Below are 23,406 nucleotides of genomic sequence, written 5' to 3' on the forward strand. Positions count from 1 at the left end.
TCGGCCGTCCACCAGTCGAAACGACACGACGCCGAAGCCGAGACGGTGCGTTTACACCGCCCCCGCCGCTAGCACCGGCAATGAGAGATCCCGACGGCCTGATCGCGCGCGCCGGCGTTCGCGGCGATCCGGACCACGACCAGCACTTTCTGGTCGACGACCGCGTCCTCGATCGACTGCCGACCTACCTGACCGAGATAGACGCCGATACGAGCCACGTCCTCGAGATCGGTGGCGGAACGGGCGCGCTGACCGACCGCCTGCTCGCGGTCGCCGACGAGGTGACCGTCGTCGAGCGCGACCGCGAACTCGCCGCCTTCCTCAGCGAGGAGTTCGCCGAGGAGATCGACGACGGCCGGCTAACGGTGCTCGAGGGCGACGCCCTCGAGGTCGATCTGCCCGACTTTACCGCGTCGGTCTCGAACCTCCCCTACGGCGTCTCGAGCGAGATCACGTTCCGGCTGCTCCCCGAGAAGCGCCCCCTCGTGTTGATGTTCCAGCAGGAGTTCGCCGAGCGGATGGTCGCCGACCCCGGAACCAGCGAGTACGGTCGGCTCTCGGTGTCGACCCAGCACTACGCCGAGCCCGAACTGGTCGAGTCGATCCCGAAGGAGGCGTTCTCGCCGCCGCCGGCGGTCCGGAGTGCAGTCGTCAGACTCGAGCCCCGCGAGCCCGACTACGCGGTCGACGACGAGGAGTTCTTCCTCCGGTTCGTGAAGGCGATGTTCACCCAGCGCCGCAAGACAATCCGCAACGCGATCCGGAACACTGCCCACATCACCGATCTCGACGCGCCCGATGCGGTCGTCGAGGCGGCCGACGACGACCTCCTGCAGAAGCGCGCCGACGCGATGACGCCGACGGAGTTCGCCGAGCTGGCGACGCTGGCGCTCGAGGTGGGCGAACCGGCCGAGGGCTAATACGATCGAAACGGCTCACGAAACGAACTGACCGACGGATACAGGTAGCTGGATCGCCGACTCGCTCGAGAACGGAACGATGACCGAGACGACGGGACTCGACTGGCTGGCCGACGTCTTTCAGGCGACGCCGCTTCGGATCGCGGTGACGCTTGTAGCGATCGGTGCGCTCGTCGCCGTCGTGCTCTCCTTCCAGCGGCTCCAGGAGCGTCTCGAGAAGCGCATACGACCGCTGTACAGCGACATCGTCTCGACGGCGGTGCTGGTCGGAACCTTCCTGTTCGCGCTCGCGGCGATCGTCGGCGTCTGGGGGCAGACCGACCAGCTTCGATTCATCGCCACGGAGTACGATATCGGCGGCGACGCCGTCGCCCGCGCAGTCGTCACGTTCGTCATCGGCGTCTCCGCGCTGATCGTCACGCGGGTCGTCCACCGCCTGATCGACGAGGTGCTCGGGTCGGCGGCGGCGGTGACCGACCACCAGCGCGAGGTCACCCACCGGCTCTCGCAGGTGATCATCCTGACCGTCTCGGTGATCGTGATCCTCGCGCTCTGGATCGACGACCTGGGCGGATTGCTCGTCGGGGCCGGCTTCCTCGGGATCATCATCGGGATGGCCGCCCAGCAGGTCCTCGGAACGATCCTCGCCGGCTTCGTGCTGATGTTCGCGCGACCGTTCGAGATCGGCGACTGGATCGAGGTCGAGGGCGATCAGGGGATCGTCACCGACATCTCGATCATCAACACCCGCATTCGGTCGTTCGACGGCGAGTTCATCATGATTCCCAACGACGTGATCGCGAGCGAGGTCGTCACGAACCGCTCGAAACAGGGCCGACTCAGAGTCGAGATCGACGTCGGCGTCGACTACGCGGCGGACGTCGAGGAGGCGAGCGAACTCGCAAGAGAGACCGTCGCCGATCTCGAGGAGTCGATCGGCGCCCCCTCGCCGCAGGTCGTCACGAAGTCGTTCAGCGACTCCGCGATCACCCTCGGCGTGCGCTTTTGGATCGACAAACCGAGCGCGAGACGCCACGCGGAGGCCCGGACGGCCGCGATCCACGCGATCAAGGAGACGTTCGGCGAGGCGGGGATCAAGATCCCGTACCCGCAGCGCGAACTCTCGGGGCGGGCCGAAACCGGCGGCTTCCGAGTCGCCGACGAGGGTGAACCGGAGGCGACGACGCGGACGGACCGAGAACCGACCGACGACAGACGGCAGCCGTCACCACCGGAGGAAGAGTAAATGGATCTCGGAGAACGACGCGGAGTCGAGACGGACGTCTACCAGCCCGCGGAGGACTCGGAGTTGCTCGCGGACGCGGTCTGTGAGCGCCTCTCGAGCGATTCGCGTGGTGGCGACGAGAGCGGACGAACCGTCCTCGAGGTCGGCACGGGCTCGGGCTACGTCGCCGGCCGAATCGCCGAGGAGACCGACGCACGCGTAATCGCCTCCGACCTCAATCCCCACGCGGTTCGCCAGGCGCGAGAGCGGGAGAAGGGACTCGAAACGGTTCGCGCCGACCTGGTCTCGCCGTTCGTCGACGACGCGTTCGACGTTGTCACGTTCAATCCGCCGTACCTGCCGACCGAACCCGACACCGAGTGGGACGACTGGATGGAACGGGCGCTGTCGGGCGGCGAGGACGGGCGAGCGATCATCGACCCCTTCCTCTCGAGCGTCGCCCGCGTACTCGCTCCGGACGGCTCCGTCTACCTGCTAGTTAGCAGCCTTACCGACGTCGACGCGGTCGTCGAGCGCGCGGGCGAAGAGGGCTTTAGCGCCGCCGCCGTCGCCGACCACTCCTTCCCCTTCGAGACGCTGACGGTGCTCGAACTGTTTCGCTGACCGTCCTCGAGCGAGAGGCTGAAGCAGAAAACACTTGCTCGCTACGTCAGGTGGGAAACACGATGACTCCCTCACGACGCGTGTTTCTCGCGGCTTCCTGCTCCGGCAGCGCGCTGCTCGCCGGCTGTTCGCGGTTTCTGAGCGCCGACACCGACGAATCGCCGGAGCCCCGCGAACCACCGGACTCGGGCGTCGACGAGGAACCCGATCCGAGCAACAGCGTCCACGGCGCCGACGGCTCGTGGTCGAGTTTCGGCTGCAACGCCGCTAACACGCGGGCCATCGCGGACGGGAAGGCACCCGTCGACGGCGTTTCGGAACGCTGGCGCGTCGAGGTTCCCGAGATCGGATTCGCCGAACCGATCGTCGCCGACGGGCGCGTCTACTTCGTCGAGAACAGGGGACTGCGCGTCCTCGACGCCGACGACGGAAGCGAACTGTGGACGCTCGAGGACGCGTGGAAACCGCCGCTGGTTCTGGAGGGAACCGCCTACGTCTCGACTTACGAGGGTGTCTCCGCCCTCGAGGCCGAGACCGGTGACGAGCGCTGGAGCCGAGAGCTAGACGCACCGGGCAGCGTTACGGCGCCGGCGACGATCAGGGGACACGGGGTGCTCTGTGGCGTCGGTGAACGGATCCTGGAACTCGACCCCGAGGACGGTTCCGAGCGCTGGCGACGCGACCTCCTGGGTCAGGCCCTCGACCACCCGGCCTACGCGGGTCCTCGCGGCGTCGCCGTCGCGACCGAGGCGGGGATGGTGTACGCCCTGTACGACGGCGTCGCGCACGCCCGGTGGGAGCTGCCCGCCCGCCCGAGCGGTCCTCCAACCGCGGATAAGGACGTCGTCTACGTCCCGTGCCACGACGGCGAGACGTACGCACTGGCGGTCGACGACACCGGCAACACCGTCTCGGAGACGGCCTGGGCCGCGGAAACGGGACAGGTCTCGACGGGTCTCGCCGTCGCGGACGATCTCGTCCTCGCCGTCGCCGGAAGCACGTTGCGCGCCGTCGACGCCGACTCGGGGTCGCGCCGCTGGGAGTTCGGTATCGGCGACTCGAGCCGGACGGCACCGGTCGTCGGTCGCGAGACGGTGTTCGTCGGCGGCGACCGCCTCTGGGCGCTCGATCCCGCGCCGACCGGAGACCCGAGCGACGGGCCGGCGATCCGATTCGAACGCGAGTTCGAGGGTGCCGTCGGTCGCGGACCGATCCTCGACGACGGTGTGCTCTACGTCGTCGCGGAGATCGACGACGACGAGGTCGCGTTAGTGGCACTCGAGTAGCGCCGACTCGAGGACGGCTCGCCGGTCTCAGACCCGTTCGACGACGCCCAGCCGTCGGCCCAGCAGTTCGGAGTCGAAGAAGGCGACGCGGCCGTCGGGCCACTCCTGGATTTTCTCCAACGGGTATGTCTCGCGTGCGGCCGCGAGATCGTCGGTCGCGAGGAGACAGCTACAGGGACCGTCGGGAAAGCGCTCGAGTCGGTCGGTGAGCCAGCCGTCCTCGCTTGCGGCGAACGCGACGGGCTGGCCGGGCACCGACGCAACCGTTCCGAAGGCGGGGACCTCGCTTCGGACGGGCGTTGGGATGCGGTACGCAGTACGGAACCGATCGATCGCGTCCTCGAGATCGGAGACGGCGAGGACGACCTGCCCGATCCCCGAGAGCGGTCCGTCGGCGACGCTCGGCGATGGCTCGACTCGGTACGGGAGGGGCGTTCGGTCCGCGATGGCGAACGGGAACAGGAGCCGGCGATCGGGTCGGCCGAACTCCGCGCGGTCCCATTCGACGAGGGTGCCGTCCTCGCGCTCGCGGGCGCCGGGCAGGGGGCCGCGAACCGGAATGCCGCGCTCGAGCAGCCGCCTGCATTCGTCGACGATATCGGACACGCGGACGCACCACGCGGCCGGCCGCGTCCGCGCGGATGTGCTCGGGCCAGAACTCGTGGTCGCCCTCGTCGCGCTCGGCGATGAGTTCGACGTACGACCGGTCGTCGAAGCCGAGGACCGACATGTGGGTGACGCCGTTGTCGTGGGCGCCGCCGTACTCGGGAGCGAGACCGAGTCGCTCGAACTCCGCGGTGATCGCCTCGAGGTCCGCGAACGCGAAGGGGACGTGGTCGACGGTGAGGGCCATACTGACCGTCCGCAAGCCGGGAGTATAGTTCCTCGTTCGGTCCTCGAGTGGCCGGAGACGGGAGGGGAGCCATCCCCCGGAAACGTACGGGAATTACTCCAGTGTATTAGATCGGATGGAAAATATTAAGCCCCGGCATAGCCTAGCCGCGTCCACGATGACCGAATACGTCTCGACCACGCCGGGGCTCTTCCCGCTCCCGGACTGGGCGAAAGACGACCTCTCGGACCTGAAGGGTCACCAGAAGGGCGACCTCGTCAGCGGCGACGAGGGCGAGGAGATCACCGCGGCCTACGACGAGGCTCGCGCGGAAGTGATCGAGGTACAGCAGGAGGCCGGCCTCGACCGAGTCAGCGAGGGCCAGCTTCGCTGGGACGACATGCTCGCCCATCCGCTGGCCGTCCACGACGCCGTCGACACCCAGGGGATCGTCCGCTACTACGACAACAACAACTTCTATCGCGACCCCGTCGTCCAGGGCGACCTCGACTTCTCGGGCGACGTTGCGAACGAGCTCGAGGCCGCCGCGGAGCTCTCGGGCGACGACGACCTGCAGGCAGTTCTGCCCGGTCCGTACTCGCTGGCTGACCTCGCGACCGACGAGCACTACGGCGACGACGAGGAGTTCCTCGCCGCGGTCGGCGAGTTCCTCGCCGGCGAGGTCGACGCCTTCCCCGACCACGAGACGCTGTTCCTGCTCGAGCCGTCGCTCGTCGAGAACGCCCCCGAGGACGGCGTCGACGAGCGCGCCAGCGAGGCGATCGACGCGGTCGCAAGCGCGACCGACGCCGACGTCGTGGTCCAGCCCTACTGGGGCGCCTTAGAGGAGAAGGTGTACGCGCACCTGCTCGACGCCGACATCGACGCGGTCGGCTTCGACTTCGTCACGGACCAGGACGACAACGTCTACAACCTCCAGGAGTACGGCGCGACCGACCAGCTCTCGCTCGGGCTGGCCGACGGCCAGAACACCCTCGTCGAGGACGCCGAGGCGATCCGCGACCGCGTCGACTGGGTGTACGATCAGGTCCCCGTCTCGGAGTTCGAGACGGTGTATCTGACGACGAACACGGAGACGTTCTACCTCCCCTACGCGAAGTTCCAGGAGAAACTCGCCGTCCTCGCGGAAGCCGCGGACCTCGCGGAGGTGAAAGCCGCATGAGCAACGAGAACAAGGATCAGTTCCGACCGGAGAATCACGAGAACGATCACTTCCTGCTGACGACCGTCGTCGGCTCCTACCCGAAGCCCAAGTGGCTCAACCGCGCGAAGGAGCTCCACCAGGACCCCGACCACAGCTTCGACGACGACGACTACCAGGAGGCCCTCGACGACGCCTCGCGGCTCATCACGAACGAACACGAGCGCGCGGGCTTAGACGTCGTCGTCGACGGCGAGATGCGACGCAACGAGATGGTCGAGTTCTTCGCCCACCGCATCGAGGGCTACGAGTTCAACGGCCCCGTCAAAGTCTGGGGGCACAACTACTTCGACAAACCTTCCGTCGTAAGCGAGGTCGAGTACACCGACAGCTGGCTCGTCGACGAGTACGAATTCGTCGCCGAGGCGAGCGACCGTCCCGTCAAGGTTCCGATCACGGGCCCCTACACGCTGGCGAACTGGTCCTTTAACGAGGCCTACGACGACGACGACGAGCTCACGCTGGCGCTCGCCGACCTCGTCAACGAGGAGATCGAAAAGCTCGTCGACGCCGGCGCGCGCTACATCCAGATCGACGAGCCCGCGCTCGCGACGACACCGGACGACCACGCCATCGTCGGCGAGGCGCTCGAGCACATCGTCGCCGACATTCCTGAGGAAGTCCGCATCGGCCTCCACGTCTGTTACGGCGACTACTCCCGGATCTACCCCGAAATTCTGGAATTCCCCGTCGACGAGTTCGACTTAGAGCTCGCCAACGGCGACTACGACCAGCTCGACGTCTTCAAGGATCCCGACTTTACGAAGGATCTCGCACTCGGCGTCACCGACGTCCACGTCGGCGAGGTCGAATCCGTCGAGCAGATCGAGGAGAACATCAAGAAGGGACTCGAGGTCGTTCCACCGGAGCAGCTCGTCGTCTCGCCGGACTGCGGCGTGAAGCTGCTGCCCCGCGAGGTCGCCTACGGCAAGATGGCGAACATGGTCGAGGCCGCCCGCAACGTCGAGGCCGCCCTCGACGCGGGCGAGATCGACGTCGAACGCGGCGAGCCGGCGCCCGCCGACGACTGAGACGATCTGTTGGAACGGTTTCCCGGCACAACCGCGAGACGGTCGCGGTTACACCGGAACTGAGCCACAACAGTCCGTGTGACGACTCGAGCGACGGATTTCTATTTTTACACCGGACGGAGCGGAGCGTTTCGACACCCACGGATTCCGCTTCCAAGCTCAACGGCTTTTCATCCGGAGGCTGAACGACCGGTATGGAAAACCCGCTGTCGACGGATACGCTCAGGGGGCGAACCGGCGAGAGTCGGATCGCCCACTGGATCCTCCTCGACGCGAACCGGTGGCTACTCGCGGGACTTCTCTCGGCCGCGGCCTTCGCCACGTTCGTCGGACTCGGAGCGGTCGCCCTGCCGCTCCGGGAGATGATGACAAACGGCTCGCCGGTAGATACGGCGTTCCAGGCGCTGATAGCCGCGATCCTCACCGGAGTGACGCTCGTCGTCTCGATCAACCAGCTGGTGCTCTCACAGGAACTCGGTCGGCTGGGCGACCAGCAGGCGTGGATGAACGAGGCGATGGAGTACCGACGCAGCGTCGAGGAGCTGTTCGAAACGGTCGGTCCGCCCGATCCCTCCCAGTTCCTGCAGGCGCTCGTGGAGACGAGCAGCGAACGGGCCGAGGCGCTCCAGGAGGCCGTCGCCGACAACGCCGACGAGACGCTTCGGCGCCGAACCGATCGCCTGGTCGAGAACGTTTGTCGAAACTCCGAGGAGATCTATTCGCAGCTCGAGACCTCCAGGTTCGGCGAGTTCGGCGTTCTCCGGTCGGGGTTGAACTACAACTACTCCTGGAAGATCTACGCGGTCAGGCGGCTTCGACACGAACACGAGGACAGTCTCGAGGACGACGAACTGGAGACCTTCGACGAGCTGATCGACGCCCTGCGGCTGTTCGGTCCGGCGCTCGAGCACTTCAAATCGCTGTACTTCCAGTGGGAGCTCGTCCGCCTCACGCGCTCGATACTGTACGCCGGGCTACCGGGCGTCGTCGTCGCGACGGCGACGGTGTTGTACCTCGAGCCGGACTCCGTCCCCGGGACGTTCCTCGGCGTCGATAACATGGTGTGGGTCGTCAGCGCCAGCACGACGATCACGCTCGTCCCCTTCTTCCTTCTCGCGGCCTACGTGCTGCGGATCGCGACGATCTCGAAACGAACCGGTTCGCTCGGGCCGTTCATCCTTCGTCAGGCGGAGCGGACTGACGCGATCGACTGGGAAAAGTAGCGTTCCACGCGCCACGTCAATTGTATGTGGTGCGGCGTGCCTGTCGTTTCTTTCCGCTCGAGGGTGTATCGAGTTTCGTCATGGCTCATCGAAAGCGGCGGTGCTGTCCGTTCGATCGCCGCCGTCGCCTCGACAGCGGGGATACGCAGCCGAGGTGGAGCGCGTGGTAGTCGACCTGTTCACGGAATTGTTCGGCTCCGATCCGATCGTACACGGGCTCGTCGGCGGGCTCGTTATCGCCACGCTGAACCTGCTGGGCGCGTCGCTGATCTTCGTCTGGCGCGATCCGTCAGAGCGGGCGATGAACGCCGCGCTCGGCTTCGCCGCGGGGATCATGCTCGCTGCGAGCTTTACGAGCCTCATCATCCCCGGCATCGAAACCTACTCGGACGGGAACCCGATTCCCGTCCTCGTCGGCGTCGCGCTCGGAGCCCTGTTTCTGGACCGCTCGGACCTGCTCGTCCCCCATGCCCACTTCCTGCTCACCGGTCGGCGGCGCCGAGACGCCGCCGATCCGGGCACCGATCTCCCGGTCGACGACGAGCGGCTGGCGGCCGTCGTCCTCTTCATCCTCGCGATCACGCTCCACAACATGCCCGAGGGACTCGCCGTCGGCGTCGGCTTCGGCAGCGGCGACCTCGAGACGGCGATCCCGCTGATGCTCGCGATCGGCATCCAGAACGTCCCGGAGGGGTTTGCGGTCTCGCTGGCGGCCGTCAACGCGGGCCTTGACAGGCGGTTCTACGCCGTCCTCGCCGGCGTGCGGGCAGGGATCGTCGAGATTCCGATGGCCGTGCTCGGCGCCTACGCCGTCGTCTCGGTTTCGGCACTCCTGCCGTACGCGATGGGGTTTGCGGCGGGCGCGATGCTGTTCGTCATCAGCGACGAGATCATCCCCGAGACGCACACGAAGGGGTATGAGCGGGTCGCGACTCTCGGAACGATCCTCGGCGTGATCGTGATGCTGTATCTCGACATCTCGCTGGGGTGAGGCGGCTCGAGCAGCGCTACCGGCTACCGAGAGAGGCGTGAACACGAGCCGACGACACGACCGTTACCGGGTGACTCGAGCGTCCGGGAACGACCATGTATCGCGAGCGTCTCCACTCGAGTATGCAAGAGTTCGCCGAGAGACGCGAGATTCGAGACGAGGTCGCCGCCCACCGCGAGCCCGATCACGAGATCGACCCGCTGTTCGTCAACCGCTGGTCGCCCCGCGCGATGACCGGCGAACCGCTCGAGGAGGCCGACTACCTGCCGGTGTTCGAGGCCGCCCGCTGGGCGCCGTCGTCGTTCAACAACCAGCACTGGCGGTTCGTCTACGCGACCCGCGAGGACGAGGAGTGGGAAACGTTCCTCGACCTGTTGGTCGAGGGAAACCGGGCGTGGGCGACCGACGCCGCCGTGCTCTGTGTCGTCGTCTCGAAGACGACGTTCGACCACAACGGCAAACCCGTCTCGGTCCACTCCTACGACACCGGCGCCGCCTGGCAGAACCTCGCGCTCGAGGCCGCCCGCCGCGAGCTCGCGATCCGCGGAATGGCCGGCTTCGACTACGAGCGCGCGGCCGAGGAGCTCGACGTTCCCGAGGAGTACGAGGTCGAGGCGATGTTCGCGCTCGGCGAGCGCGCCCCACCGGAGACGCTCGATGACGACTACCGCGATCAGGAACAGCCCAGCGGGCGCAAACCGCTCGAGGAGATCGTTCACCGGGGCGGCTTCGAGTAGGGCGAAGAGCCGTCGTCCGTCGACCGGAAGCCGGCAAGACTTCCAGTCAGGCTGCATCTTTTTCCGGTTTCGGGATCCGTAGCCGGTAGATGACAGTGCCGAGTCACGACCGCCGAACGGTTTCGAGACGGCGGGTCCAGACGTCGGTGCCCGCCCGGAGCGAACGATGAGCACGGTCGGCTCGGAAGGGAAGGTCGGTCGCTTCTTTACCCAGTTAGGTGACGTCGCGAGCAGGCTGATCAAGCGGTACCTGCCCGACGCCTTCATTTTCGCGTTGCTGTTGACGCTGCTGACGATGGTCATCGCGGTGGTCGTCACCGACGAGGGACCCGCCAGCGTTGCGACCCACTGGGGTGAGGGGTTCTGGGAGGTCATCACGTTCTCGACGCAGGCCACGCTCGCCCTGCTGACGGGGTGGGCGCTGGCCGACTCCCCGCCGATCAAGCGGGGGCTGCGCCGGATCGCCTCGATCCCGGACAGTCAGACCCAGGCGATCTTCGTGGTCGCGATCTGTGGCCAACTTCTGGGGCTGTTCCACTGGGGGGTCGTCCTGATCGCCGGCGCGATCCTGGCCCGGGAGGTCGGGATCGCGATGGCCGAGAAGGACATCAAGGTACACTACCCGCTGCTGGTCGCTGCCGCCTACGCAGGGCTGTTGCCCTGGCACCAGGGCCTCTCGGGCGCCGCGCTGTTGCTCGTCGCGACCGACGGTCACTTCGCCGAGGAGACGATGGGGGTCATTCCGGTCTCGGAGACGATCTTCCACCCGATCAACCTCGTGATGATCGCCGCCGTCGTCGCGGTCGTCGTCGTCCTCATGCCGCTGATGGCGCCCGACCGGGAGAACGTCACGACCGTCCCCGAACAGAAGTTGCGGGCCGCCCGAGGAGAGGGCGCACAGGGCGGCGACGTCGGCGAGCGCCCCCACCGACTACGGGACTCGCGGCTCAAGGCGGCCGTGCTCGATAGCACGCTGGTCTGTGTCGGCGTCGGCGTCGCCATCTGGGCCTACCTCCTCTACCTGTTCTCGACCCAGCCGTTCATGGACGTCCTCGACATCAACGTCCTCATCACGGCGATGTTCGGGCTGGGCTTTCTGGCACACATGTCGTTGCGGAGCTACATCGACGTCTTCCACGAGGCGATCCGCGGAGCCAGCCAGATCATCATTCAGTTCCAGTTCTACGGCGGAATCATGGGGATCATGGTGTTCTCGGGGCTGGTCGAACTGATCGCGACCACGGCAGCCCAGTACGCCACCGACACGACCTGGTACGCGCTCGTGTTCGTCTCCGGCGGGATCGTCAACTTCTTCGTCCCCTCCGGCGGCGGCCAGTGGGTCGTCATGGGCGAGATCTACGCCTCCGCGACCCAGTCGATCGAGGGGACCGAGATGAACCACATGATGATCGCGTTCGCGATGGGCGACCAGTGGACGAACATGATCCAGCCGTTCTGGGCGATCCCGGTGCTCGGTATCGCCGGGCTCACGATCCGTGACATGATGGGGTACGTCGCCGTGTTGTTCGTCTTCTCGGGGGTCGTGATGGGAACCGGCGCGCTCATGATCGGGGTGCTCGGGTGATCCCGATGGCGGGAGAACCAACCTCGGCGGAGAACGAACTGCCCGCGGACGGCGCCGACGCTGCCGACACTGACCGCGAAACCGAGGCCGACCTCCGGACCGCGTTCGTTCCGACGTTCGGAAAGTACTTCCCCGAGTCGCTGGTCGGCGCGCTGTTGCTCGCCATCCTCGCGATCGTCGCAACCGTCCCCGAACTCGAGCCGACGACCCAGCTCGAGCTGCTCGGCGGCGGATTCTACGTCTACGATCTGTTCGCGTTGCACATGCTGTTGCTCCTCTACTGGATCCTCAGCGCCTCGGCCGTCGAATCGCCGCGGGTCGGCGCCGCCTTCGACCGCCTCGCGGCCCTGCTGCCGACGAGCCAAACTGGCGTGATCTACGCGACAGGGGTCACTTCGCTCGCGCTCGGCTGGTTCAACTGGGCGCTCGGCCTGATCGGCGGCATCCTGCTGGGCCAGCGGCTCTGTCAGCGCGCCCGCGAGAACGGCACCGCGGTTCACTACCCGTCGGTCCTGACGGGCGGGCTGCTGGCGCTCGTCGTGGCCAACCAGGGGCCCTCGAGCCCCGGCGCCCTGATCGCGGCCGACGACACCGGGCTGGCGAACGTCATGGTCGACGACGTCGGGACGGTCGGGATGAGCGAGTTCCTCCTCCACCCGGCGAACGTCGCCCCGACGCTGCTGCTCGTGCTGACGTTGCCGCTCCTGTTAGTGTGGCTGGCGCCCGACGACGACGGCGAGATCGAACCGCTCGAGGACCGGGATCGTATCCTCGAGGGCTCGATCGCCGAGACCCTCGACCACTACGCGCCCGTTCGCGATCCCGTCGACTGGGAGCCCGGGGACCGCCTCGAGAACGCCGAATCGCTCACCTGGATCGTCGTCGCGATCGGCGTCGCCTCGCTGGGGTGGCACTTCGGTACCGGCGGCGCGCTGACCCTGCCCTGGCTGGCGTTCGGCCTGGTCGTGGTCGGACTCGCCGTGCAGGGGCCGCCGATGGCGTTCCGCGAAAAAACCGAGGACGCGACGCGGTGGGCCAACCACATGGCGATCCCGTTCCTGCTGTACGCCGCGACGTTCGCGCTGTTGACGGAGGCGGAGCTGTACGCCCCGCTGGGCGACGCGCTGGCGGCGACCGGGCTGCCGTACGTCGGCTCCTACGTCGCCGCGTTCGCGCTCGGCCTGCTGGTGCCCGACCCCGGTTCGCTCTGGCTGCTCCAGGGACCCGCGGTGGCGGCCGCGGGAATCGAGCAGGTCCCCGCGCTGGTGGCGACGATGTACGGCGCCGGCGTCTCGAACCTCTGGCTCGCGTTTCTCTTTGCCAGCGTGCTCTCGATCTACGGCTTCGACTGGCGGGAGTTCGCGACCTACGCCGCCATCGTCACGCTGTACGTCTCGGCCGTCGTGCTGGGACTGCTGCTCGTGTTCTGACCCGGAGCGGTTCGTAACTCCTTATCACCGGGGAGCTCAACGGGAGCGTATGACACGCGACATCCTGGTCGCCGGCGAGACGCTGATCGACTTCCTGCCCGAGCATCCGGGGCCGATCTCGAGCGTCGAGCGCTTCGACCGACGGCCCGGCGGCGCGCCCGCCAACGTCGCCGTCGCCCTCGAGCGCCTCGAGCGGACGCCGCTGTTCTGGACCCGCGTCGGCGAGGACCCGTTCGGCCGCTACCTCGTCGAGACCCTCGCAGATCACGGACTACCCGATCGGTTCGTCGAGCGCGATCCCGCGGCCCAGACGACGCTCGCCTTCGTCACCCACGACGAGACCGGCGACCGGGAGTTCTCGTTCTACCGCGACGACACCGCCGACACCCGCATGGAGCCCGGTCGGATCGACGACGCGGTACTCGAGGAGCTCGAGTGGGTCCATGCGGGCGGGGTCGCGCTCTCGGCGGGCTCCTCGCGGGAGGCGACGCTCGACCTGCTCGAGCGGGCCGGGAGCCTCGACTGTACGGTCTCGTTCGATCCCAACGCCAGACCGGAGCTGTGGCCCGACGACGACGAGTTTCGCGAGGTCGTTCGCGAGGCGCTGGCCCACGTCGACGTACTGAAGGCCGCCGAGGAGGAGCTCGAGGCGCTCGGATTCGCGGGAGCGGGCGTCGATGAGATGGCCCGGGATGCCCTCTCCCTCGAGGCGGGACCGTCGACGGTCCTCGCGACGCGGGGCGGGGAGGGCGCGCTCGCCGTCGCCGACGAGGACGCGCCGTGGGCCGGAACTGCCAGCCACCCCGGGTACGATGCCGACGTCGTCGACACGACGGGGGCGGGCGACGCCTTCGTCGCCGGCGCGATCGCGTCGCTCTCGGACGGAGACGATCTCGAGGAGATGCTCGCGTTCGCCAACGCCGTCGGTGCGACCGCGACGACGGCCGCGGGTGCGATGACGGCGCTGCCGGATCGCGAGGCGGTTCGGGCGATCAGAGACGCCGAGTAGCGCTACTGCTCCCGGTCGAACGTAAACAGGCGGACGTTACAGTCCGGGCAGTACAGCTTCTCCGACGGCAGCGAGCCGATCGGCGTCACCTCGCCACAGCAGGCCGCCTGCGTGATCTCCAGGGCCCCCTCACAGAGCGGACACGTCTCGAGCAGCGAGCGCAGCGGTCGGCCGGCCGCGCGCCGGATCGCGGGGTCGTCGACCCGCGACTCGAGGGCGCGTGCGGCGCCGAGCTCGGCGACCGCGATCTCCCGGCGGAGGGTGACGATCCCGCCGGCCTCGCCCTGCAGGACGAGGTAGGACCGTCCGAAGCTGCTACCGACCCACACGTCGGTTTCGGGCGCGGTGTGTCGGTCGGCGAGCCGGGCGAGTGACTCGAGGTCGTCGTCGCGAAGCGACCGCATTTCCTCGCGCCAGGCCGATCTGAACGCTGGGTCGAGACGGAGTTCCTCGCCGTCGGGGACGACGACGTCCGCCTCGACCAGCGCGGCGAGAACCGTCTCGCCGGAGACCGCGTCGTCGTCGACCCCGTCGCCGTCGGCAGCTCCCGAGAGCGAGCCGGGTTCGTCGACGTCGTGGGGATCCAGCGAGAGGGCGCCCGCGAGCTGCGGCGCGAAGCGGGGCGTGTACGGGACGACGTAGCCCCGAAGCCCGATCGAAGCGATTCCGGCGATCCCGACCGCGGCAGCCAGTCGGCGGCGGCGGGCCAGAGCGAGCGCGGTGGCGGCGACCGCGACCAGTGCACCGTTGGTGATCGTACAGGGCCAACACCGGTTCGAGCCGGTGTACTCGGGTCGCCGAATCCGCTCGAGGAGAGAGGTCATACGCTCGCGTTCCGACCGGATCGCCTTCAGTGTAGCGACAACGAGAGTCTTTTTACAATTACTGTTGTATATCGCTGGTATGCGACAACTGGTCACACGGTGTGGGGGACGTACTCGGCGGGGTGGTTCGGTCGATCGCTTGCGGACGGGTCGGCGCGGTCTCTCGCTCGCTCGCTCCGCTCGGCGGTCGACTCCCCCGGTGATCGCGGGATGAACCCCGACGAGCTCGTGGCGACCCTCGAGGAGGCGGGACTCTCACCGTATCAGGCCGACGCCTTCGTGACCCTGCTCGAGCGTGGCTCGGCGTCCGCGACCGACATCGCGCAGGCGAGTTCGGTGCCGGATCCGCGGATCTACGACGTGCTGCGGGGGCTCGAAGAGCGCGGCTACGTCGAAACGTACGAACAGGAGAGCCTTCAGGCGCGGGCGCGTGACCCAACGGAGGTCCTCGGGGACCTTCGGTCGCGGGCGACCCGTCTCGAGAGCGCGGCCGACGAGATCGAAACCCGATGGACCCGTCCTGACATCGAGGACCACGCCGTCAGCATCGTCAAACGATTCGACACCGTCCTCGCCAGGGCGAACGAACTCGTCCGGTCGGCCGACCACCAGGTGCAGATCGGGCTCACTCCCGCCCAGTTCGACGCGCTCGAGGAGGCTCTCGAGGCCGCCCGCGAGAACGGTGCCGACGTCAAGGTGTGTCTGTTCCCGGAAACGGCCGAGGAGTCGTCGCTGCCGTCGACAGAACGCCTCGCCAGGACGTGTACCGAAGCCCGGCACCGTCGGATACCCGCACCGTTCGTGGCGCTCGTCGATCGATCCTGGACGTGTTTCGCCCCGAACAGACACTCGGCGAACGAGTACGGCGTTCTCGTCAACGACCGTACCCACACGTACGTCTTCTACTGGTACTTCAGCACCTGCCTCTGGGACGTCTACGACCCCGTCTACTCGGCCCGGGACGATCGACCCTCGACCACGTACGTCGACATCCGCGAGTGTCTGCGTCGGATCGAACCGCTACTCGAGGACGGTGGCCGCGTCGAGGCCACCGTCGAGGGGTTCGAAACGGACACCGGCCGCGAAACCACCGTTTCCGGCACGATCACCGACGTCACCTACACCGGAACGTCCGGCGGCGACGGGGGATCGGTACCGATCACGCAGTTCGCGGGGAAAGCCGCTTTCACGCTCGAGAGCGAGAACGAGACCTACACCGTCGGCGGCTGGGGAGCGATAGTCGAGGACGTCGAAGCGGTCCGAATCGCGATCGACTCGTCGGCGTGATCGCGACCGCCCCGGTCGATCGCCGGCATTGCGGCGGTTCGAGGACCGATTCGGCCTTGTTCCTTGGTGTGGCCGAGAGAAGTTAACTACAGCCGTTGTACTAACCCAGCAATTATAAATAGGTACAATTCAATATTCTCGTTCATGAGTGGTAGATATTCACGGGGGAGTACCGAATCCGAATCCAGCGTCTCGCGGCGGACGTTCGTCGCCGCGGCCGGTGCAACCGGCGCGACGGTCAGCCTCGCCGGCTGTATCTACGGCGACGGTGACGACGGCGACGGCGACGTCGTCATCGCGATGGGATCGACGACTATCGAGGACGTCGAGGACGGGATGCCGGAGCTGCTCTACGAGAACGGACTCGACGAGGACATCGAGATCAGCTTCAGCTCCCAGTCGGACGACACTGGCGACCAGCGGGACACCTACTCGCAGCTGATCGAGGCCGGTGAGTCCGAGCCGGACCTCATGATGTGTGACACCGGCTGGACGAACGTCCTCATCGAGAACGGCTACCTCGCGAACCTCTCGGAGGAGCTCGACGACGAGACGCTGAGTCTAATCGACGAGGAGTACTTCGAGGCGTTCGTCGACACCGCCCGGGACCCCGAGAGCGACGACCTCATGGCACTGCCGTTGTTCCCGGACTACGGCTGCATGTACTACAACAAGGAGTACGCGCGCGAGGCCGGCTACGACGACGACGACTTCGACGAGTGGGCGACCGAGCCGATGAGCTGGGAAGAGTGGGCCGAGCTGACCGAGGAGATGCTCGAGGCCTCCGACGCCGAGGCCGGACTGGCGACCCAGTTCGACATCTACGAGGGGACTTCCTGCTGTAGCTTCAACGAGGTCATGACCTCATGGGGCGGCGCGTACTTCGGCGGTGAGGATAACCTCGGCGGCCCCGTCGGCGACCGACCCGTCACCGTCGACGAGGAAGAGTTCATCGACGCGCTCGCGATGATGCGGACGTTCGTCTCCGACGAGCAGGACGACGATACCCTCGACGAGTTCCCGACCGGGATCGCCCCGACGGACATCACGTCCTGGGACGAGGAGGGCGCCCGCGAGCCGTTCTCCTCGGGACAGACCGCGATGCTACGCAACTGGCCCTACATCGTCCCCACAACGCTCGACGGCGACGACTACCCGTTCGAGGACGAGGACGACCTCGGCGCGATGCCGGTCCCCTATGCGGTCGAGGAGGGCGAGGCCGCCCAGCCCGGCGCCGGCGGCACCGCGTCCGCACAGGGTGGCTGGCACATCGGCCTCAACCCGAACTCCGAACGCACGGAGGAGGCGGTGCAGGTCATGCAGGCGATGACGGAGGACGACTTCAATCTCGGGATGCTCGAGATCGTCGCCTGGCTGCCGCCCAAGCCCGAGCTCTTCGAGGACGAGGAAGCGACCGACCCCGACGACGTCGGTCCGATCGGCCACTACATGGAGACGCTACGCGTGGCCGGCGAGAACGCGATGCCCCGGCCCGTCACCGAGCAGTGGCCGTCCCAGGCCGAGATCATCGCCGAACAGGTCAACCAGGCCGTCGCCGGGGATCAGAGTCCCGCGGACACCGCGGCCGACCTTCAGGAAGCGCTCGAAGATAGCGAGTCGTAAGGATGAGCACCGAACAAGAACCGGACACCGCAACCCAAGAATCACAGCGCTCGGGGCCGCTGGTAGCGGTCACGCGGTGGCTGGAAAACCTCGGCGAAACCGCCTTCGCCTACCTGCTGTTGACGCCCGTCTTCGTCATCCTGGGGGCGATCGCGCTCTACCCGCTGTTGCGGACGCTCGAGCTGTCGATGTACATCAACGTTCTGGGCACCGGCGACCCGGAGTTCGTTGGACTCCAGAACTACATCGATATGTTCACCGGCGCCCGCGACCCCGACTTCCCTGGATCGACGACGTTCCTGCCCGACATCGCGACGAGTTCGAGTTTTCCGTTCGTCCACGTCGGAGGCTGGTTCCGTAGCGCCCTGGTCGTCACGCTCGTCTTTACCGTCGTGAGCGTCTTCTTCGAGACGCTCATCGGATTCGGGCAGGCGCTGATTCTCGACCAGGAGTTCCGCGGTCGGCGTCTCGTCCGCGTCGCGATCATCATCCCGTGGGCCGTCCCGCTCGTCATCCAGGGGATGATCTTCTACCTGATGTTCCACCCGAGCACCGGGTTCCTCACGGAGTATCTGGCGAACCTCGGGCTTCTCGCGCCGACGAACACGCTCAACGATCCGTTGAGCGCCCTGATCATCGTTACCGTCGCCGACATCTGGAAGACGACGGCGTTTATGGCCCTGCTGATCCTCGCCGGGCTCCAGAGCGTCGACCGCAGCCTCTACGACGTCGCGAAGGTCGCCGGCGCGAGCCGCTGGCAGCAGTTCAAGCTGATCACGCTGCCGCTGGTCCTGCCGGCCGTCGCTATCGCCGTGCTGTTCCGGACGATCGACGCAATGCGCGTGTACGGCCTGATCGACATCGCCTCGAGCTGTACGGTCGTCCCGTCACTGTCGTGTATGGTCGTCGAGACGTTCAACACGAACCGCGGACTCGCATCCGCGATCGCGTTCGTGACGGCGGGGATCATCGGCATCCTCGCAATGGTCGTGATCTACAGACAGTACAAGGAGGGATTCTGATATGGCTACGACAACTGAACAACAGTCTGACTCCTCGGACTCCGAGAACGGCATTCTCGCGCAGTGGACCCAGGGCGTCATCGGAGACGACGAGAAGCGCAGCCGCCTCTACCGGGCGCTGTTTTACGTCGCGTGTGGCTTCTTCCTCGTGACGACGCTGTTCCCGTTCTACTGGCTCCTGGTGCTTGCGCTGACGCCTAACAGCCAGATCCTCACGGGTGACTGGTCGCTTCCGGTTATCGGGCTCGAGTTCCCCCATCCACAGGGGTTCAACCCGCAGGCGTTCGTCGAGGTGTTCCAGCAGATTCCGTTCCACCTCTACGTGTTCAACAGCTTCGTGCTCGCGACGATCACGACCATTATCGTGTTGCTGGTCGCGAGCCTCGCGGGGTACGTCTTCGGGCGACTCGAGTTCCCCGGGAAGGGACCGCTCATGCTCGCCGTGTTGATGGTGTCGTACTTCCCGCCGGCGGCGTTTCTGATCCCGCTGTTCGACGCGTTCCTCGGGAACGCCGTCGTGATCCCGTTCCTCGGGATCGAGCTGTTCCAGCCGCCGCGGCTGGTGAACACGCCGGGGTCGATGATCCTGCCCTTCAGCGCGCTGTTCATGCCGCTGGCGATCTTCATCCTTACGACGTTCTACGCCCAGATTCCCGACGGGCTCGAGGACGCCGCACGGGTCGAAGGGACGACCCGGCTGGGCGCGCTGTTCCGGGTCATCATGCCCCTGTCGGCACCGGGGGTCGCGACGGCGGCCGTGTTGACGTTCATCGCGGTCTACAACGAGTACTTCTTCAGCTCGATCATGGCCCTGGAGAACGTCCCCGAGAACTGGTCGCCGCTCGTCGGTGGGATCCTGAGCTACCAGGACCAGTACACGACCGACTTCAATCTCATGGCAGCCGCGAGCATCGTCGGGGTCATCCCGATCCTGATCCTCGTGGTCGTCGCACAGGAACGAATCGTTAGCGGACTAACTGCGGGAGGACTCAAGGAGTAACCTATGGCACGCGTATCACTCAGCAACGTCACGAAGCGCTACGATGACGTCGTCGCGGTCGACGACATGAATCTCGAGATCGAGGACGGAGAGTTCGTCTGTTTCGTCGGCCCCTCGGGTTGTGGGAAGTCGACGACGATGGAGACGATCGCCGGGCTCACGAAGCCGACCGATGGAACGATCCGGATCGGCGACGCCGACGTCACCAACCTGCCGCCAAAGGATCGGGGTGTGTCGATGGTCTTCCAGAACATCGCGCTGTTCCCCCACATGGACGTCTACGAGAACATCTCGTTCGGGCTTCGGCTGCGGAAGTACGACCAGGACGAGATCGACCGTCGGGTCGACAACGCCTCGGAGATCGTCCAGCTCGAGGGGATGCTCGATCGCGAGCCCAACGAACTCTCGGGCGGCCAGCAACAGCGGGTCGCGATCGCACGGGCGATCGTTCGCAACCCGGACGTCTTCCTGATGGACGAGCCGCTGGCGAACCTGGACGCGAAGCTCCGGGTCCACATGCGAACCGAGCTCCAGCGCCTGCACAAGCAACTGGACACGACGATCATCTACGTCACCCACGACCAGGCCGAGGCGATGACGATGTCCGATCGGATCGCCGTCCTCAACGCGGGACAGCTCCAGCAGATCGATCCGCCGCTGGTCTGTTACAACGAGCCCGCGAACCTGTTCGTCGCCGGCTTCATCGGCTCGCCGTCGATGAACTTCACCGACGGCGAACTCGTCGACGGCGGCATCACGACCGAACACTTCGATATCGAGTTCGACACGACCGAACTCGGCGTCGGGCCGGGCGACGAGATCACGGCCGGGGTCCGCCCGGAGGACATCTACCTCACCAGAAACGAGGACGAGGTCGACTACCCCTCCGAAGTGATCGAGGCGACGACCGACGTGCTCGAGCCGATGGGCGACGAGATCTTCGTCTACCTCTCGCTGGACGGCACCAGCGGCTCCTCGATGACCAGCGACGAGGCCGCCGGCGCCGCCAACCAGCTGTTGATGAGCGTCGACCCCGACACGGAGATCGAGGAGGACGAGTCGGTCTCGATCGTGCTCGATCGTTCGAAGGTCCACCTGTTCGACACCGCGTCGGGCGACGCGCTCGCACACGGCATCATCGACCTCTCGGAGGCCGAACGAACGAGAGCGGCGGCCGAATCCGGTGGTCAGCATGAGTAGCCTCGTTCCCGTCGTCTACTACGGGGGCTTTCTCGTGCTGTTTTTCTTCTGGATCTACGGGATCGTCTCGTTCGGTCTGGACGTCAAGAACAAGGTCATCCCCGGTATCAGACAGTACCGTCGCGGCCGCAAGCGCCAGCAGGCAAAACAGGAGCGCGACCAGGAGCAGAACGAGCAAGAACAGCAGCTGTACTGAACGGCTGACCGAACGCGTTTTCGATCTCGGCTCGAGCGATGCGTGGAGACCGAACGCCTAACTGCATTTTCCGGAAACGCCGTTTCATAGGCCGTCTATCCGCCGTCCGCGAATCTGACTCCACCCGGATTTATTGACTCTCGTCACGACGGTTTGCCCGCATGGATATCGGCGTACACACCCCACCGCTCGCTGACGAATCGCTCGAGGGCGCCCTGGCGTACCTCTCGGATATCGGCGTCGACGCGATCGAACCCGGCGTCGGCGGCTTCCCCGGCGACGACCACCTCGCTCGTGAGGAGTACTTGGACGACGAGGACGCCCGGCTCGAGCTCGAAGAGCTGCTCTCCGAGTTCGACATGCGTATCAGCGCGCTCGCGACGCACAACAACCCGCTGCACCCGGACGACGAGCGAGCCGACGAGGCCGGCACCGAGCTCCGCGAGGCGATCGAGCTCGCCGATCAGCTCGACGTCGGGACCGTGACCTGCTTCTCCGGGCTCCCCGCGGGCGGCCCCGACGACGAGGTGCCCAACTGGATCACCGCACCCTGGCCGACCGAGCACGCCGACGCCCACGACTACCAGTGGGAGGTCGCCGTCGACTACTGGTCGGATCTCGCCGAGTACGCCGACGACCACGGCGTCGACCTCGCGATCGAGATGCACCCGAACATGCTGGTCTACGAACCACACGGGATGGCCCGTCTGCGGGAGGAGACCAACGAGCGCGTCGGCGCGAACTTCGACCCCTCGCATCTGTACTGGCAGGACATCTCGATCACCGACGCGATCCGCTACCTCGGCGAGCGCGATGCGATCCACCACTTCCACGCCAAGGACACGAAGGTCTACGAGGAGCAGGCTCGAGAGAAGGGCGTCCTCGACACGACGGCCTACGACGACGAGCCGAACCGGTCGTGGCTGTTCCGGTCGGTGGGCTACGGCCACGGCGAGGGCCACTGGAAGGACGTCGTCTCGACGCTGCGGATGGTCGGCTACGACGGCGCGCTGAGCATCGAACACGAGGACTCGCTGACCAGCTCCCGGGAGGGCCTCGAGAAGGCCGTCGAGATCCTCGAGCGGGCCGTCTTCCGCGAACAGCCCGGCGAGGCCTACTGGGCCGAGTAGACGCCCTGCGAGCGATCGTGGCGGTTCGAGACGCGTTCCGACCGCGTCGAACTCACTCTCCGAACTCCTCGATCCGTTCGTGTACCTGCTCGCTCCACTCGTCGACCGCCCGATGCATTCGCGATTTGGTCTCGGGGAGCGGGAGCGCGGTGTACTGGTAGACGTAACCGCCGCCGTCGAGCAGGCGTTGCGTTCGTTCGACGAGCGCTTTCTCCTCGAGGGTCCCGAGCGAACGGCTCACGCTGCTTCGGTCGCGGTCGAGATCCGTCGCCAACTCCGCCGTCGTACTTCCCGGCGCCTTCGACAGTGCGGTGTACGTCCGGCTCTCGTGGGGCTGCACGCCGAACACGCACTCGAGCACTCGCTCGAACTCCGGCTCGTCGACGAGCATGAGCGCCTCGAGATCCCGTTCGCCGTCGGTCATAGGGGATACTGCGTGTCCGACCCAGTTAACGGTACGGTAGCCGGGGGTCGAGCGGCCTCGAGAGCGGACTGGGGCGGGGTTGGACGGTGGCAGCGAACGTCGGAGGGGACGTCCGTGAGAGTTCCGAGGAGGGGTCAGGCCGTGGTGCTCGCCGGCTCGGGCTCTCCCTCCGGGCGCTCGCGCCGTGCCAGGTGGTATCGCTCGAGACAGTCGCGAAGCTCGTCGGACGTGTCGTGCGTGAGAAGTTTCATCGGCGTATCGCAGTAGTAGGTCCCGGCGTTCCGTCTGATGACGACGTCCATCGACTGACCGAGGATCGATAGTTCGATGACGACGCGGCCGCCACGTTCCAGCACAGCGAGGATCTCCGCGGCGGTCAGCTCCTTTCGTGAAACGCGTTTGATCTCTGTCATAGATGGGGCGTGTGGGCTCGGTGCGGTGGCCGTCGTTTCGGCGGTCGAACGGGGTCGCCGTCCGCCGGATCGAGCGCGCTCGTGGTAGTTCGAAGGTCGTTTCGACTAATGAAGGTTGTTCAACGAGACGACAAACTTCCTTGCAACTCTCTCTAGAGTTCACGCCGAACAT

General features: G+C 66.5%; 24 protein-coding genes. 20 read left to right on the forward strand and 4 right to left on the reverse strand.

Features of this window, described 5'->3' with window-relative positions; translation table 11 throughout:
• Positions 1-80 precede the first annotated feature (80 nt).
• The 4 genes from QA609_RS08210 to QA609_RS08225 all read left to right on the forward strand — a co-directional run bounded on the left by QA609_RS08210 (position 81) and on the right by QA609_RS08225 (position 4,055).
• Positions 81-920, forward strand: coding sequence for a 16S ribosomal RNA methyltransferase A (locus QA609_RS08210; RefSeq protein ID WP_278302108.1), 840 nt, complete (start codon positions 81-83; stop codon positions 918-920).
• Positions 921-999: 79 nt separating this feature from the next.
• The gene (locus QA609_RS08215; RefSeq protein ID WP_278302109.1) at positions 1,000-2,166 is read left to right on the forward strand and encodes a mechanosensitive ion channel family protein; all 1,167 of its coding nucleotides are present in this window, start codon (positions 1,000-1,002) and stop codon (positions 2,164-2,166) included.
• On the forward strand, positions 2,167-2,769 hold the full coding sequence (locus QA609_RS08220) for a HemK2/MTQ2 family protein methyltransferase (RefSeq protein ID WP_278302110.1): 603 nt from the start codon (positions 2,167-2,169) through the stop codon (positions 2,767-2,769). It begins immediately after the preceding gene.
• A gap of 62 nt (positions 2,770-2,831) precedes the next feature.
• Positions 2,832-4,055, forward strand: a complete 1,224-nt coding sequence (locus QA609_RS08225; RefSeq protein ID WP_278302111.1) for a PQQ-binding-like beta-propeller repeat protein — start codon at positions 2,832-2,834, stop codon at positions 4,053-4,055.
• 27 nt (positions 4,056-4,082) lie between these two features.
• Here QA609_RS08225 and QA609_RS08230 read toward each other — a convergent pair whose 3' ends face one another.
• On the reverse strand, positions 4,083-4,661 hold the full coding sequence (locus QA609_RS08230) for a hypothetical protein (protein WP_278302112.1): 579 nt from the start codon (positions 4,659-4,661) through the stop codon (positions 4,083-4,085).
• Between the two features lie 55 nt (positions 4,662-4,716).
• Here QA609_RS08230 and QA609_RS08235 point away from each other — a divergent pair, with 55 nt between their 5' ends.
• From QA609_RS08235 to QA609_RS08275, 9 genes are all read left to right on the forward strand, one after another.
• Positions 4,717-5,037 carry a hypothetical protein gene (locus QA609_RS08235; protein WP_278302113.1) on the forward strand — a complete coding sequence of 107 codons (321 nt, stop codon included), beginning with the start codon at positions 4,717-4,719 and terminating at the stop codon, positions 5,035-5,037.
• A 28-nt stretch (positions 5,038-5,065) separates the two neighbouring features.
• On the forward strand, positions 5,066-6,070 hold the full coding sequence (locus QA609_RS08240) for a 5-methyltetrahydropteroyltriglutamate--homocysteine methyltransferase (RefSeq protein ID WP_278302114.1): 1,005 nt from the start codon (positions 5,066-5,068) through the stop codon (positions 6,068-6,070).
• On the forward strand, positions 6,067-7,140 hold the full coding sequence (locus QA609_RS08245) for a methionine synthase (protein WP_278302115.1): 1,074 nt from the start codon (positions 6,067-6,069) through the stop codon (positions 7,138-7,140). Before QA609_RS08240 ends, QA609_RS08245 begins: the two co-directional genes overlap by 4 nt.
• A gap of 194 nt (positions 7,141-7,334) precedes the next feature.
• Positions 7,335-8,363 (forward strand): hypothetical protein, encoded by a 1,029-nt coding sequence (locus QA609_RS08250; protein WP_278302116.1) that lies wholly within the window; start codon positions 7,335-7,337, stop codon positions 8,361-8,363.
• Between the two features lie 163 nt (positions 8,364-8,526).
• Positions 8,527-9,354 (forward strand): ZIP family metal transporter, encoded by an 828-nt coding sequence (locus QA609_RS08255; RefSeq protein WP_278302117.1) that lies wholly within the window; start codon positions 8,527-8,529, stop codon positions 9,352-9,354.
• A 122-nt stretch (positions 9,355-9,476) separates the two neighbouring features.
• Entirely contained in the window at positions 9,477-10,091 is a 615-nt protein-coding gene (locus QA609_RS08260; RefSeq protein ID WP_278302118.1) for a nitroreductase family protein, read from the forward strand.
• A gap of 166 nt (positions 10,092-10,257) precedes the next feature.
• On the forward strand, positions 10,258-11,676 hold the full coding sequence (locus tag QA609_RS08265) for a TIGR00366 family protein (RefSeq protein WP_278302119.1): 1,419 nt from the start codon (positions 10,258-10,260) through the stop codon (positions 11,674-11,676).
• Positions 11,677-11,681: 5 nt separating this feature from the next.
• Positions 11,682-13,106 (forward strand): TIGR00366 family protein, encoded by a 1,425-nt coding sequence (locus tag QA609_RS08270; protein WP_278302120.1) that lies wholly within the window; start codon positions 11,682-11,684, stop codon positions 13,104-13,106.
• Between the two features lie 49 nt (positions 13,107-13,155).
• Complete coding sequence (locus QA609_RS08275) at positions 13,156-14,115, forward strand: carbohydrate kinase (RefSeq protein ID WP_278302121.1); 960 nt, start codon at positions 13,156-13,158, stop codon at positions 14,113-14,115.
• A gap of 2 nt (positions 14,116-14,117) precedes the next feature.
• Here QA609_RS08275 and QA609_RS08280 read toward each other — a convergent pair whose 3' ends face one another.
• Positions 14,118-14,939, reverse strand: coding sequence for a hypothetical protein (locus tag QA609_RS08280; protein WP_278302122.1), 822 nt, complete (start codon positions 14,937-14,939; stop codon positions 14,118-14,120).
• Positions 14,940-15,149: 210 nt separating this feature from the next.
• Here QA609_RS08280 and QA609_RS08285 point away from each other — a divergent pair, with 210 nt between their 5' ends.
• The 7 genes from QA609_RS08285 to QA609_RS08315 all read left to right on the forward strand — a co-directional run bounded on the left by QA609_RS08285 (position 15,150) and on the right by QA609_RS08315 (position 22,397).
• Positions 15,150-16,226 (forward strand): TrmB family transcriptional regulator, encoded by a 1,077-nt coding sequence (locus QA609_RS08285; protein ID WP_278302123.1) that lies wholly within the window; start codon positions 15,150-15,152, stop codon positions 16,224-16,226.
• 144 nt (positions 16,227-16,370) lie between these two features.
• Complete coding sequence (locus QA609_RS08290; RefSeq protein WP_278302124.1) at positions 16,371-17,849, forward strand: extracellular solute-binding protein; 1,479 nt, start codon at positions 16,371-16,373, stop codon at positions 17,847-17,849.
• A gap of 2 nt (positions 17,850-17,851) precedes the next feature.
• The gene (locus QA609_RS08295; RefSeq protein WP_278302125.1) at positions 17,852-18,871 is read left to right on the forward strand and encodes a sugar ABC transporter permease; all 1,020 of its coding nucleotides are present in this window, start codon (positions 17,852-17,854) and stop codon (positions 18,869-18,871) included.
• A gap of 1 nt (position 18,872) precedes the next feature.
• The gene (locus QA609_RS08300) at positions 18,873-19,871 is read left to right on the forward strand and encodes a carbohydrate ABC transporter permease (protein ID WP_278302126.1); all 999 of its coding nucleotides are present in this window, start codon (positions 18,873-18,875) and stop codon (positions 19,869-19,871) included.
• A gap of 3 nt (positions 19,872-19,874) precedes the next feature.
• A complete protein-coding gene (locus tag QA609_RS08305; protein ID WP_278302127.1) occupies positions 19,875-21,071 on the forward strand; it encodes an ABC transporter ATP-binding protein in 1,197 nt (398 codons plus the stop codon).
• Positions 21,064-21,267, forward strand: a complete 204-nt coding sequence (locus tag QA609_RS08310) for a hypothetical protein (RefSeq protein WP_278302128.1) — start codon at positions 21,064-21,066, stop codon at positions 21,265-21,267. Before QA609_RS08305 ends, QA609_RS08310 begins: the two co-directional genes overlap by 8 nt.
• Positions 21,268-21,428: 161 nt before the next feature.
• Positions 21,429-22,397, forward strand: coding sequence for a sugar phosphate isomerase/epimerase (locus QA609_RS08315; RefSeq protein ID WP_278302129.1), 969 nt, complete (start codon positions 21,429-21,431; stop codon positions 22,395-22,397).
• A gap of 52 nt (positions 22,398-22,449) precedes the next feature.
• Here QA609_RS08315 and QA609_RS08320 read toward each other — a convergent pair whose 3' ends face one another.
• Together QA609_RS08320 and QA609_RS08325 are read right to left on the reverse strand one after the other, a co-directional pair.
• On the reverse strand, positions 22,450-22,821 hold the full coding sequence (locus QA609_RS08320; protein WP_278302130.1) for a helix-turn-helix domain-containing protein: 372 nt from the start codon (positions 22,819-22,821) through the stop codon (positions 22,450-22,452).
• 134 nt (positions 22,822-22,955) lie between these two features.
• A complete protein-coding gene (locus QA609_RS08325) occupies positions 22,956-23,234 on the reverse strand; it encodes a hypothetical protein (RefSeq protein WP_278291026.1) in 279 nt (92 codons plus the stop codon).
• Positions 23,235-23,406 lie beyond the last annotated feature (172 nt).

This window comes from Natronococcus sp. A-GB7 (assembly GCF_029688865.1).
Classification (GTDB): Archaea; Halobacteriota; Halobacteria; order Halobacteriales; family Natrialbaceae; genus Natronococcus.

Bases quoted from the DNA above. Each gene is read 5' to 3' on its own strand.
- QA609_RS08210 (WP_278302108.1), top strand. From the start codon at position 81: ATGAGAGATCCCGACGGCCTGATCGCGCGCGCCGGCGTTCGCGGCGAT.
- QA609_RS08215 (WP_278302109.1), top strand. From the start codon at position 1,000: ATGACCGAGACGACGGGACTCGACTGGCTGGCCGACGTCTTTCAGGCG.
- QA609_RS08220 (WP_278302110.1), top strand. From the start codon at position 2,167: ATGGATCTCGGAGAACGACGCGGAGTCGAGACGGACGTCTACCAGCCC.
- QA609_RS08225 (WP_278302111.1), top strand. From the start codon at position 2,832: ATGACTCCCTCACGACGCGTGTTTCTCGCGGCTTCCTGCTCCGGCAGC.
- QA609_RS08240 (WP_278302114.1), top strand. From the start codon at position 5,066: ATGACCGAATACGTCTCGACCACGCCGGGGCTCTTCCCGCTCCCGGAC.
- QA609_RS08245 (WP_278302115.1), top strand. From the start codon at position 6,067: ATGAGCAACGAGAACAAGGATCAGTTCCGACCGGAGAATCACGAGAAC.
- QA609_RS08250 (WP_278302116.1), top strand. From the start codon at position 7,335: ATGGAAAACCCGCTGTCGACGGATACGCTCAGGGGGCGAACCGGCGAG.
- QA609_RS08260 (WP_278302118.1), top strand. From the start codon at position 9,477: ATGCAAGAGTTCGCCGAGAGACGCGAGATTCGAGACGAGGTCGCCGCC.
- QA609_RS08265 (WP_278302119.1), top strand. From the start codon at position 10,258: ATGAGCACGGTCGGCTCGGAAGGGAAGGTCGGTCGCTTCTTTACCCAG.
- QA609_RS08270 (WP_278302120.1), top strand. From the start codon at position 11,682: ATGGCGGGAGAACCAACCTCGGCGGAGAACGAACTGCCCGCGGACGGC.
- QA609_RS08275 (WP_278302121.1), top strand. From the start codon at position 13,156: ATGACACGCGACATCCTGGTCGCCGGCGAGACGCTGATCGACTTCCTG.
- QA609_RS08280 (WP_278302122.1), bottom strand. From the start codon at position 14,939: ATGACCTCTCTCCTCGAGCGGATTCGGCGACCCGAGTACACCGGCTCG.
- QA609_RS08285 (WP_278302123.1), top strand. From the start codon at position 15,150: ATGAACCCCGACGAGCTCGTGGCGACCCTCGAGGAGGCGGGACTCTCA.
- QA609_RS08290 (WP_278302124.1), top strand. From the start codon at position 16,371: ATGAGTGGTAGATATTCACGGGGGAGTACCGAATCCGAATCCAGCGTC.
- QA609_RS08295 (WP_278302125.1), top strand. From the start codon at position 17,852: ATGAGCACCGAACAAGAACCGGACACCGCAACCCAAGAATCACAGCGC.
- QA609_RS08300 (WP_278302126.1), top strand. From the start codon at position 18,873: ATGGCTACGACAACTGAACAACAGTCTGACTCCTCGGACTCCGAGAAC.
- QA609_RS08305 (WP_278302127.1), top strand. From the start codon at position 19,875: ATGGCACGCGTATCACTCAGCAACGTCACGAAGCGCTACGATGACGTC.
- QA609_RS08310 (WP_278302128.1), top strand. From the start codon at position 21,064: ATGAGTAGCCTCGTTCCCGTCGTCTACTACGGGGGCTTTCTCGTGCTG.
- QA609_RS08315 (WP_278302129.1), top strand. From the start codon at position 21,429: ATGGATATCGGCGTACACACCCCACCGCTCGCTGACGAATCGCTCGAG.
- QA609_RS08320 (WP_278302130.1), bottom strand. From the start codon at position 22,821: ATGACCGACGGCGAACGGGATCTCGAGGCGCTCATGCTCGTCGACGAG.
- QA609_RS08325 (WP_278291026.1), bottom strand. From the start codon at position 23,234: ATGACAGAGATCAAACGCGTTTCACGAAAGGAGCTGACCGCCGCGGAG.